This window comes from Paenibacillus sp. Soil750 (genome assembly GCF_001428045.1).
In the GTDB taxonomy this organism is placed as follows: domain Bacteria; phylum Bacillota; class Bacilli; order Paenibacillales; family NBRC-103111; genus Paenibacillus_E; species Paenibacillus_E allorhizoplanae.
Window position 1 is genome coordinate 455,132 of sequence record NZ_LMSD01000001.1, and the last position, 11,133, is coordinate 466,264.

The window sequence follows — 11,133 nt, forward strand, 5'->3', positions numbered from 1 at the left end:
AGCATGTCTTAGAAGCGATTTTTTCTAGGTGGAGAAGGCTTATCATAGGGCTTATTTCTTGTTGTGTTAGACCGGGTAAAGGGACGTAAACCTAATAACCAACGTGGCACTCGTAACAATGTGTCCTTGAATGAACTCACAGTGAGTGGTGCGACAGGCGTTAAATAGGGAACACCGAAAGAACGCAGCGAAGCCAGATGAATTAAGATAGCCATACAACCTGTCAAAATGCCGAATAAACCAAATGAGCCTGCCAACAACATCAGCCCGAAGCGAATTAGTCTGGCGGCAACAGCCATATTCAGTGCGGGTGTCACGAAGTTCGAAATCGCTGTAAAGGAAACGATGATAACCATGGCGGCAGAAACTAATCCTGCTTGAACAGATGCCTGCCCAAGGACAAGCGCTCCTACGATCGAAATAGCGGATCCGATGACGCGTGGCATACGTACACCAGCTTCGCGAAGTACCTCGAAGGTGACTTCCATGAGAAGCGCTTCGAGTAAGGCTGGGAAGGGAACGCCTTCGCGTTGTGCAGCCAAGGAGATGAGCAAGGTCGTTGGCAGCATTTCCTGATGAAACGTCGTAATAGCGATATAGAGGGACGGAAGCAGCATGGAGACGAAAAAGGAAATATAGCGAATAGCTCGTATGAACGTTGCAATGTCGAAACGCTGATAGTAATCCTCACTCGATTTCAAGAAGCTGAAAAAGGTAACGGGTGCTTGTAAAACGAAAGGCGTGCCATCGACAAGGATCGCAATCTGACCTTCGAGAATACCAGCGGCTATCGCATCAGGTCGTTCAGAATTCATGATTGTAGGAAACGGGGAGTAAGTGACATCCTCGATATATTCCTCAATAAATCCGCTTTCTAGAATACTGTCCGTATCAATTCTCTCTAATCGTGATGTGGCTTCTGTGACTACCCGTTCATCGGCAATACCCTCCAAGTAGCAAATGATCACCTCGGTTTGGGTATACCGGCCAATCCGCAAGGAGATAAATCGAAGATCAGGAGATCTAATTTTTCTCCGTATTAAAGAGGTGTTCGTGCGAATATCCTCCGTAAAGCTTTCCTTTGGGCCACGGACTACAGTTTGCGTTTGCGGTTCTTCAATAGCTCTCTTGTCCCACCCTGAGGTACCAGCGATGATAACCTCGTCATAGCCATCCGCAATAAGGATGGTATTTCCACCTAGGAGGGCAGCGAGGACAGCGGTTCCTTCCTTACTCAAGGTTAGTTCGCTGATCGTGATCGCCTGGCACAACAAATCGTGGAAGCAAATATCCTGCTGCCAATAGGATACATTCTCATGAGCGGTGAGGAGAGGCTTAGACACGTGTTCATTCAAAATATCATTTTGGACAAGTCCATCAATGTAAAATAAAGCAACACTATTCGTTTCTGGATATACGCCAATTTCTAATTGTCGATAGTACACGTCTGAACTTTTGCCTAATTGATCTTGAAGCCATTTGACGTTGTCTTGCAGCGATGTGGTCATGGGGAAAGGGACTTGCAGAGACGTTTTCATTGTAGGCCTCCTCAGAACTTTCCATAGAATTGGTATTATCTTCTCTCACTTTCCAATGTTTTATTCGATCTACCTATTGACTATTGGCTTTCAGATGCATATAATAATCTTTAATCATATTTGATATGGTGAAGCATACGAATGAATCGCTATGAAGAGGAAGAAGTAATAAGGGCACTTATGCGCAGAGAGCGTTGGACTTGCTGAAACCATCGCCTTAATCCCTTAAGTACGAAGTCACCTCGGAGCTGTTTTCCTGAAACATGTGGATTACCCGCACGTAGTAGGGAGAACCGGAAGAGCACACGTTATCGTGCTGAGGGTAATGTTCGTTCATGAACATTCCTGCTAAGGTTATGTGCTGTGAGGCATATAGCAAATTTGGGTGGTACCACGGAAGCTTAAACCCCTTTCGTCCCGTTGAACACGTTTTGTGCGTGTCCGGGATGATAGGGGTTTTTCTTATTTTCATGGCATGGTAGACGATAACACGAATTGACTTTTCGAGAGGAGGATCACAATGAATGTTCAAACTGAACCAAAACGCTCTAAAGAAGAACTAATTGAGAAGCTGACGCAGCCAGACCTGATTACAGGCTCCGAGATTTTGCTAAGAAGCTTATTGCTGGAGGGTGTGGACTGCGTCTTTGGATATCCAGGCGGCGCTGTATTGTACATCTATGATGCGATGCATGGTTTTGATGATTTCAATCACTTGTTGACTAGACATGAGCAAGGCGCGATTCACGCAGCTGACGGCTACGCTCGTTCAACTGGCAAAGTTGGCGTATGTATCGCAACTTCCGGACCGGGGGCTACGAATCTAGTCACAGGTATTGCTACAGCATATATGGATTCTGTTCCTCTAGTTGTTATCACAGGTAACGTGGCAACGAACTTCATCGGTACGGATGCATTCCAAGAGGCTGACATAACAGGCATTACAATGCCGATTACGAAGCACAGCTACTTGGTAAGAGACGTTAATGACCTGCCGCGTATCATTCATGAAGCATTCCATATTGCGAACTCAGGACGTAAGGGCCCGGTTCTCATTGACATACCAAAGGATGTCTCCGCTCATAAAACGATATTTAAGCCTGCAAAGGATGTAAGCATTCGTGGTTACAACCCTACGGTGCAACCGAATAAGCTGCAAATTGATAAGCTGATCAAAGCCATCGAAGAGGCTGAACGTCCAGTCATCATTGCAGGGGGCGGCGTTGTTTATGCGAATGCTTCCAATGAATTGATCGAATTTGTTAATAAAACACAGATCCCAGTAGCCACGACTTTACTTGGCTTAAGCGGCTTCCCAAGTGCACACGAGCTATGGCTCGGTATGCCAGGGATGCACGGAACGTTTACAGCGAATACAGCGATCCAGAATGCAGATCTATTGATTTCTATCGGTTCCCGTTTCGATGATCGGGTGACGATGAATTTGAATGGTTTCGCACCAAAGGTAAAAGTGATCGCTCATATCGACGTAGATCCAGCTGAAATCGGCAAGAACGTGAAAACCGATATTCCATGCGTTGGTGATGTGAAAGCCGTTCTGGAGTATGCGAATACGAAAGCGAAGCCTGCGAATAACGCAGCATGGATCGCTGAGCTGCAAGAAAGCAAAGAGAAGTTCCCGTTGAAATACGGTGAAACTGAAACTGAGCTTAAACCGCAGTACGTTATTGAAATGATCAGCGAAACAACGAAAGGTGAAGCGATCATTACAACGGACGTTGGTCAGCATCAAATGTGGGCTGCGCAGTTCTATAAATTCAAAAACCCTCGCTCCCTAGTAACATCAGGTGGACTTGGAACGATGGGCTTCGGATTCCCTTCGGCGATCGGCGCTCAAATGGGGAACCCGGATAAACTAGTTGTTTCCATCAATGGAGACGGCGGCGTTCAGATGTGTGCGCAAGAGCTTGCGATCTGTGCGATCAACAACATTCCTGTTAAAGTTGTTATTATCAACAACCAAGTGCTTGGAATGGTTCGCCAATGGCAAGAGATCATTTATGAAAATCGCTATAGTCACATTGACTTGGCAGGAAGCCCTGATTTCGTGAAGCTTGCAGAAGCTTATGGCGTAAAAGGCTTGCGCGCAACGACGAAAGAAGAAGCAAGAAGAGTATGGCAGGAAGCCCTCGATACACCGGGGCCTGTCGTTATTGATTTCGTCGTACCAAAGGGAGAGAACGTGTTCCCAATGGTTAAAGCGGGCGATACAATTAGTGACATGTTAATGGGGGATTCGGAATGACAACTAAACATACAGTTTCCGTACTCGTAAACAATCAGCCTGGTGTCCTGCAACGTGTTTCTGGTTTGTTTGGACGCCGTGGCTTTAACATTGAAAGCATCACCGTAGGAGAGTCCGAGGAAAACGGACTTTCCCGGATGGTTATTGTAACCACGGGTGATGATAACACATTGGAGCAAATCTCCAAGCAATTGTACAAGTTAATCGACGTTATCAAGGTTGTGGACTTGAGCTCCAATCCAATGGTAGCTAGAGAACTCGCACTTATTAAAGTTAATGCAGAACCGATTATGCGTCCTGAAATTCTAGGAATTGTTGAAACGTTCCGCGCGGCAGTTGTTGATATTGGTCCAGCTTCATTGATCGTGCAAGTTGTTGGAGATTCAGATAAAATAGATGCTATGGTTGAATTGCTTCGTCCTTATGGCATTCGTGAGCTTTCCCGTACGGGCGTTACTGCGATGATTCGCGGTTCGGTTAAATAAATTTTACCAAGAAAAACCAAGTGTTCTACCAGCAATAACTTCTCCTTGAGTGGGGGTTTCAGCGAAGTACCACGGTAAATCGTTGAAACACCCACTCAAGGGGTAGACAAAACGGATTCATTATATCAAAGGAGGATTTATTCGAATGGCAGTTACTACTTACTATGAAAAAGATGCAGACTTAGCGGTACTTAAAGGTAAAACGATTGCGGTTGTTGGTTATGGTTCCCAAGGGCACGCACAAGCACAAAACTTGCGTGACAGTGGGTTGAACGTTATTATCGGACTTCGTGAAGGCCGTTCATGGAACGCAGCTAAAAACGATGGTTTCGAAGTTGTATCTGTAGAAGAAGCAGCACGTCGCGCTGATGTTATCCAAATTCTTATGCCGGATGAAACACAAGCTCGCGTTTACCGTGAGTCCATTCAACCGAACATGAAAAAAGGCGCAGCTATCATGTTCTCCCACGGATTTAACATCCATTTCGGACAAATCGTTGCTCCTGAAGGTACAGATGTATTCTTGGTAGCTCCTAAATCCCCTGGTCACATGGTACGTCGTACGTACGTTGAAGGCTTTGGTGTACCTGGCTTGATCGCAATCGAGAAAGATGCGACTGGCAATGCAAAAGCAATCGGTCTTGCTTATGCAAAAGGTATCGGCTGTACGCGTGCAGGCGTTATCGAAACTTCTTTCCGTGAAGAAACAGAAACTGATTTGTTCGGTGAGCAAGCTGTTCTTTGTGGCGGTGCTTCTGAGCTAGTTAAAGCTGGTTTCGAAACATTGGTTGAAGCTGGTTATGCACCTGAAATGGCTTACTTCGAGTGCTTACACGAATTGAAATTGATCGTTGATATGATGTACGAAGGTGGACTTGCTTCCATGCGTAGTTCTATCTCCAACACAGCTGAGTACGGTGACTATGTAACAGGTCCTCGTATCATCACAGCTGAAACGAAAAAAGCGATGAAAGAAGTTCTTTCCGACATCCAACAAGGTAAATTCGCTCGCGATTTCATCTTGGAAAACCAATCCAACTTCGCATTCATGAACGCAACGCGTCGTAACGAAGCTCAACACCCAATCGAGGTTGTTGGCGGACAATTGCGCGAAATGATGCACTGGATCAAAAAATAATCTTTGGTATTATTGAATTTTATAGGCTGTACATTCCACAGGGAGTGATTGAGGAGAATTTCCCAATTGCTCCCTGTGAATACTATAACGACTTGGAAAAAATATCTTAGAAAAAGCTTACGAAGTAAGTTTTCTATTGAAAACTTTTGGGAGGTGACACGGTGCGTAAAATTTACATTTTTGATACAACCCTTCGTGATGGTGAGCAGTCACCAGGTGTGAACTTGAACACTCAGGAGAAGGTTGAGATCGCCTTGCAGCTAGAGAAACTTGGTGTGGATCGTATGGAGGCTGGTTTTCCTGCGGCATCCCCAGGGGACTTGGCTGGTGTGAATGCGGTCGCTAGAGCGATTAAGAACGCTTCTGTTATCGGCTTGTCCCGTGCAAGAGAGAATGATATCGAGGCTGTGCGTGAAGCCCTTCAAGGTGCACAAGATCCATGCATTCATCTTTTCCTTGCTACGTCTCCAATTCACCGTCAGCATAAGCTGCGGATGGAGAAACACCAAGTGCTGGAAACGGCTGAAGCAGCGATTAAATATGCGAAGAAGTATTTCAGCAAAATCGAGTTCTCACTCGAAGATGCTGGACGTACGGAGCTGGACTTTATCGCTGAAGTAACAAGTATGGCGATTCGCGCTGGCGCTTCTGTCGTGAATATTCCAGATACAGTCGGTTATATGACACCGTATGACTACGGGAATATTTTCAAAATGCTGAAAGAGACAGTCCCAGGCATTGAGAAAATTCAATTGAGCGCGCATTGCCATGACGACTTAGGTATGGCAACTGCGAACGCGCTCGCTGCTGTTCTGAATGGTGCCGATCAAATCGAAGGCACCATCAATGGCATTGGCGAGCGCGCAGGGAACACCTCGATCGAAGAGGTCGTCATGGCGCTGGAAACACGCCAAGACTTCTACCAAGCGAAGACTTCGCTTGTGCTGAACGAGATCTACCGCACCAGCCGTCTAGTTAGCAAGCTGACTGGCATGGTGGTTCCTGGCAACAAGGCGATCGTTGGCGCTAACGCCTTCGCGCATGAGTCAGGCATCCATCAAGATGGCATGCTCAAAGAGAAAACAACGTACGAGATTATGTCTCCGGAAACGATCGGCGTGAAGGAAAGTAAGCTCGTGATGGGCAAACACTCCGGACGTCACGCGTTCCGTGAGAAGCTTATTGATCTTGGCTACGAGCTCAGCGACGAGCAAGTGAATGTGGCTTTTGCCAAGTTTAAGGATTTGGCAGATCGCAAGAAACAGGTAGAAGATGAAGATATTCGTGCTTTGATCGAAGAAAAGTTGATCGAGACACCGGAAATTTTCGCACTTGGCACGCTTCAAGTTGCCTACGGCAACCAAATGACACCAACTGCTACGGTTCATGTTCGCTTCCAAGATGGCAGTGAAGTGGCTGAAAGCGCGGTAGGAAACGGTTCGGTTGACGCGATTTATAACGCAATTGATAAAGCAACGAAGGAAAACGTTGAGCTTGACGACTATTCCATCAAATCCGTTTCCCACGGGAAAGATGCGCTTGGTGAAGTTCATGTTGTTCTGAAACAGGACACGATTTCCGTTCAAGGGCGCGGTATTTCTACGGACATTCTGGAAGCAAGCGCGAAGGCATACCTAGACGCTGTGAACAGACTGATTGAGAAACGCAAAAACCCAACAAGTAACAGAAGCAACGTTACGTTAATATAATAATCTCTTAGCTTTCATGGCAACCCGGATAAGCACCTCACCTCCAAGATTCGAGGAGGGGTGCTTTCTACAAATGCGAAAGGATGCGTCCCTGTATGAAATATCGATTTTCTAAATCGTTGGAAGGCTTCTCATCGTCAGCAGTAAGAGAAATTCTTAAGTTGACTCAAGGGAGCTCGATTATTTCCTTTGCTGGCGGATTGCCTGCTGAAGAGTTTTTTCCATTAGACGCAGTTAGCGAAGCGTTCACAAGAGTTGTTGGCGGCGGGAAGTCTGCGCTGCAGTACGGGTTAACAGAGGGCTACAAGCCTTTGCGCGAATCCTTATGTAAGCGGATGGCAGCAAAGAACATGCTGGTTACACCAGACGAGATGCTGTTGACGACAGGTTCGCAGCAAGCGATTGACCTTTTGACACGCGTATATATTGATGAAGGCGATGTCATTCTCGTTGAAAGTCCAACGTATTTGGCCGCGATCCAAGTGTTCCAAGCCAAAGGTGCAAAGATCTACTCCGTTGACAGCGATAGCGATGGCATGATTCTTGATGATTTGGCGGCCAAAATAGCGAAGCATAATCCCAAAATGGTCTACGTCATTCCAACCTTCTCGAACCCTGCGGGTCGTGCATGGAGCTTGGAACGTCGTCAAGGCTTGCTGGATATTTGCCGCGGCGCGGATGTGCTCATTCTGGAAGATGACCCATACGGGGAAATCCAGTTTGACGAGAGCGAAAGTTATCCGACTGTCTACTCATTAGGTGGAAAAGCTGAGGGTGGGAACGTTGTTTATACGAGCACCTTCTCCAAAACCGTAGCTCCTGCTTTCCGTACAGGTTGGGTGATGGGCGACGAGTCGTTAATTCGTCAAGTTGCACGCTTCAAGCAATCCGCGGATCTGCACTCCAGTACAATTGATCAACAAACGCTGTATCACTTGCTTGAGCATTTTGATCTGGACGCGCACATTTCCTTAATCCGTGAACAGTATCTGGATCGGATGAAGTTCATGTCAGGACTTCTCAAGGAGCTGAACTGGCCTGGTCTTAAATGGGAAGAGCCAAAGGGCGGCATGTTCATTTGGGTAGAGCTTCCTGAGCAAATTAACGCAGCGGATTTGTTGAAAATCGCCGTCAAAGAAGGCGTTGCCTTTGTACCCGGTGCTACGTTCTATGCGGAGAATCCCCAGTACAATACGATGCGCCTGAACTACACGCATACAGATAAAGAAACTACTGTTCTGGGCATGAAAAAGCTCGCAAAAGCGATGGAATCGTATTTGCAAAACGCATAAAAGAGATGCAGCACCCAAGGCCGTTGGCTTTGGGTGTTTTTTTGTGGCACGCCGGCCGCGGCAGGCGAGAACGTGAGGAATAGCGCCCATTTTGGGCGCTATTGCAGTGAGAGCAGGGCTCGTGGGCGCAAATATGGCCCGAAAAGGGCCTTAAAGCGGAGCGCGCCGGCCGCGGCAGACGAGAACGTGATGAATAGCGCCCATTTTGGGCGCTATTGCAGTGATCACGGCGCTCTTGGGGCAGATAAGGCCCGAAAAGGTCCTTAAAGCGCAGCCCCTTACCTAATCATCTGGACGGCAACCGTCGGATGTAATTGATAAAGTCTAATCCGTTACTGCCCTTCAACAACGGGGACGAGAATCTGCTTCTCTTTCATCAGGTGGAGGATGTTCCTTGATTTCTTAGCTCCGAACTGAAAAAGTTCAGATACATGACGAGGAGAGATCGCTTTTCCTTGTGAGAGCGCTAGCAAACAAATCGCTTTTTCGACAATACTTAGCTCCCCAAATTGTTCTTTCTCCCCATGCTGTTCGCTGAAATACTTCCCAATAAATTGCATGATAATTTGTTCGCACATACGAGGATGATTCTGCACATCATCATAGGAAAAACGTAATACTTTCCATCCATCGATTATCAAATAATTTTGACGTATGAGTCCATCTGAGAATTGCGTGCGACTGATCTGGCTGGCGTGTGTGCTGTACCCATCAATTTCGATAGCAAGCTTCAGCCCTTGTCTAATGTAGGCAAAATCGATATAACGAGTGCCATCACGGAAGTCCTTAACCTCAAATTCTAGATGTAAATATAGAAACTCACCTAATGCTCTCCACCACACTTGTTTCAAAAATAATCGCTCTGCATGACCATGCCGTTCCATTAATCTGCGCAATCTTTCACCTTTACGTTTGCTGGAATGTTCCTGAATGAATGCCTCATAAGATGTATCGAATAATGACAAAACTCAATTCGCCTCCTTTTTCAGAAAATAAAGAAGCCGCTCCCCAGCATCAGCAAAAGCTGAACTAGAAAAGCGGTGTGTGCTTCACTACCATTTTTTAACACTTTATCATAGGCATGTGGGAAAAATCAAGCAATGGGATTATTTCACAGGGATAGTGGCGTGATTAAGTAAGATATCGGTTTTGGGTCCGTTGACTTGGGATTATTTTGAAATTAAGATAGGGAGAGGATATGAGAAAGGGGATTTTTACCATATGAGTAAACCCTTAAAACCGATCCACCGAAGTCGTGCAAGGATTTATCTAGGGATCAAAGCATATCGTTTGAAACGATATTTGGCCTGGATATTCGATGACAAAAAGTACGCCACTCATAAACAGAGCGCCATCCTCCCTCAACTAGCGTTCACGCACAGTACCCCTCTTCTAAGACAGTTGAAGGATGTAGATATGTGGCTTCAGCACAACAAAGTAATCAATTTGAAAATTGCTGCGAAGCAGTTGAATGGTGTTATCATCCAGCCTGGTGAGACTTTTTCCTATTGGCGCTTAATTGGCAGCACACCTCGTAGGAAGGGGTATGTCGATGGCATGGTGCTCTTTCACGGAAAGGTGAAGACAGGTGTTGGCGGCGGTTTATGCCAGCTTTCGAATTTGATCTATTGGATGACGCTGCATACGCCGCTTACGGTAACGGAAAGGTATCGCCACAGCTATGATGTATTTCCAGATGCGGGGAGATCTCAGCCTTTTGGGAGCGGGGCAACGTGTTATTATAATTACTTGGATTTGCAAATTCGGAACGAGACACAAGAACCGTATCAGCTGACGATCCATGTTTCGGATACCCATTTAGTTGGTGAATGGCGCGCACTTAGTCCCAATCTTCATAGCTACGAAATTTATGAGAAGAGCCACAGAATTACAAGAGAATACTGGGGTGGATATGTCCGGCATAATGAAATTCACCGGAGGGTGAGGAATCGAGAAGAGCAGCTCGTAAGGGATGAATGGGTGACGGATAACCATGCGATTATGATGTATGAACCTTTGCTGACAGCTGGAGATGGCGATAATAATTGATGAAATTTTAATCGAGTATATGGTAAAAATATACACTAATGGTGTCGGCACACATAGAAAATTCTCTCTCCAGATTGTATGTTATAAACTGTGTTGTTTATATATTACATAACGAGAGGTGAATTTGGCATGAAGTTTCTTGTACTTATTCATGTGTTGTCTGCCATTATCGGTGTTGGTCCAACGTTTTTTGCCCATGTGCTGCTAAGAAAAAAACAAACGCTAGAGGAATTGCGGATGTCCTTGAGCGTCGGAAGTCGGTTAGAGATCTTTCCGAAAATCGGAGGTACGCTTGCCGTGCTAACTGGATTGTTGTTGATTTGGTTAGGCGATTATGGTTCTTTCATGCAAATTTGGCTGTTTGGTTCGCTTGTGGCTTATGTAATCATTCAAGTTCTTGCCATCGGCTTTGCAACGCCCAATCAAAAAAAACTCGGTGGCTGGGTGCTGGATCCTTCGAACCAGAAGGCGACTACACTCCCTGGTGAGCAGCTGCTGCTATGGACCAAGGCGCGTAACTATTTCTATGCGGCATCTACTGTAGGTGTCATTTTGTTCATTTTCATGATCATCAAACCAAGCTAAGTTCAAGCGCGGGGTATTACGTTTGAAGAGATCTCGCGAAGGCGATGGAATCGATTTGCAAAACAAATTAA

General features: G+C 46.0%; 9 protein-coding genes. 7 read left to right on the forward strand and 2 right to left on the reverse strand.

Going from position 1 to position 11,133, the window contains the following annotated elements:
• Positions 1-8: 8 nt before the first annotated feature.
• A complete protein-coding gene (locus ASL11_RS02025; protein WP_056609105.1) occupies positions 9-1,538 on the reverse strand; it encodes a spore germination protein in 1,530 nt (509 codons plus the stop codon).
• Between the two features lie 520 nt (positions 1,539-2,058).
• Here ASL11_RS02025 and ilvB point away from each other — a divergent pair.
• The 5 genes from ilvB (at position 2,059) to ASL11_RS02050 (ending at position 8,428) form a co-directional block, all read left to right on the forward strand.
• Positions 2,059-3,804: a biosynthetic-type acetolactate synthase large subunit gene (ilvB, locus tag ASL11_RS02030; protein ID WP_056609106.1), complete on the forward strand. Its 1,746-nt coding sequence runs from the start codon at positions 2,059-2,061 to the stop codon at positions 3,802-3,804.
• Positions 3,801-4,289 (forward strand): acetolactate synthase small subunit, encoded by a 489-nt coding sequence (gene ilvN / locus ASL11_RS02035; protein WP_056609108.1) that lies wholly within the window; start codon positions 3,801-3,803, stop codon positions 4,287-4,289. Before ilvB ends, ilvN begins: the two co-directional genes overlap by 4 nt.
• 145 nt (positions 4,290-4,434) lie before the next feature.
• Positions 4,435-5,427 carry a ketol-acid reductoisomerase gene (gene ilvC / locus ASL11_RS02040; protein ID WP_056609110.1) on the forward strand — a complete coding sequence of 331 codons (993 nt, stop codon included), beginning with the start codon at positions 4,435-4,437 and terminating at the stop codon, positions 5,425-5,427.
• 161 nt (positions 5,428-5,588) lie between these two features.
• Positions 5,589-7,136 carry a 2-isopropylmalate synthase gene (locus ASL11_RS02045; RefSeq protein WP_056609112.1) on the forward strand — a complete coding sequence of 516 codons (1,548 nt, stop codon included), beginning with the start codon at positions 5,589-5,591 and terminating at the stop codon, positions 7,134-7,136.
• Between the two features lie 95 nt (positions 7,137-7,231).
• Positions 7,232-8,428: an aminotransferase-like domain-containing protein gene (locus ASL11_RS02050; protein ID WP_056609114.1), complete on the forward strand. Its 1,197-nt coding sequence runs from the start codon at positions 7,232-7,234 to the stop codon at positions 8,426-8,428.
• Positions 8,429-8,760: 332 nt separating this feature from the next.
• Here ASL11_RS02050 and ASL11_RS02055 read toward each other — a convergent pair whose 3' ends face one another.
• Positions 8,761-9,393 carry a DUF559 domain-containing protein gene (locus tag ASL11_RS02055; protein ID WP_056609116.1) on the reverse strand — a complete coding sequence of 211 codons (633 nt, stop codon included), beginning with the start codon at positions 9,391-9,393 and terminating at the stop codon, positions 8,761-8,763.
• Between the two features lie 256 nt (positions 9,394-9,649).
• Between ASL11_RS02055 and ASL11_RS02060 the strand changes: the two genes are divergently transcribed.
• Complete coding sequence (locus ASL11_RS02060; RefSeq protein WP_056609118.1) at positions 9,650-10,477, forward strand: VanW family protein; 828 nt, start codon at positions 9,650-9,652, stop codon at positions 10,475-10,477.
• Between the two features lie 129 nt (positions 10,478-10,606).
• Positions 10,607-11,062, forward strand: coding sequence for a DUF2269 family protein (locus ASL11_RS02065; RefSeq protein ID WP_056609120.1), 456 nt, complete (start codon positions 10,607-10,609; stop codon positions 11,060-11,062).
• Positions 11,063-11,133 lie beyond the last annotated feature (71 nt).